This window comes from Carboxylicivirga sediminis (genome assembly GCF_018156225.1).
Classification (GTDB): domain Bacteria; phylum Bacteroidota; class Bacteroidia; order Bacteroidales; family Marinilabiliaceae; genus Carboxylicivirga; species Carboxylicivirga sediminis.
On record NZ_JAGTAR010000104.1, the window covers coordinates 1 to 566 of the forward strand.

Annotated in this window: 1 protein-coding gene; it reads right to left on the reverse strand. The window is 45.2% G+C overall.

Annotation, left to right across the window (positions count from 1 at the left end; genetic code table 11):
* Window positions 1-533 (reverse strand): bifunctional 4-hydroxy-2-oxoglutarate aldolase/2-dehydro-3-deoxy-phosphogluconate aldolase (locus KDU71_RS22815; protein WP_212193441.1); only part of this gene is annotated, 533 nt, incomplete at its 3' end.
* Between the last annotated feature and the right edge of the window lie 33 nt (window positions 534-566).

A 566-nucleotide genomic window follows, 5' to 3' on the forward strand; every position in this document is an offset into this window, starting at 1 on the left:
TCTGATAAGTTCTCCTTCTCACAGGTAACGCCACCTGTTGGCATGACATCGGTCCAAGGCATGGGGGCTTTAACGGCCTTTACAAATGATGGCCCGCCAACCTCAGAGGCAGGAAATAACTTAATCACCTCGGCACCTAGTTCTTGTGCCTTATTGATTTCCGAGATTGTTCCACAACCTGGCGACCACATAATCTTGCGCCGGTTACAAATGCGTGCCTGGTTTTCATTCAATAGTGGTGAAACAATAAAATTGGCGCCATTCTGGATATAGAGGGCAGTAGTTGCTTCTTCAACGACAGAACCTGCTCCCAAAATCATTCCTGGCAATTCAGCCAGGGCATACTTATTCAGCTCGGCAAATAACTCATGGGCAAAATCGCCCCGGTTAACAAACTCAAATACCCTGATACCCCCATTATAGCAAGCCCTTACCACTGCTTTACACACATCAATATCCTGATGAAAAAAAACAGGTACAACACCCGTCGTCTTCATCGCCTGAAACACTTCTATTCTTGAATATTTAGCCATTTATCTAGTCTGCTTTAATTGACCGAATCAGCG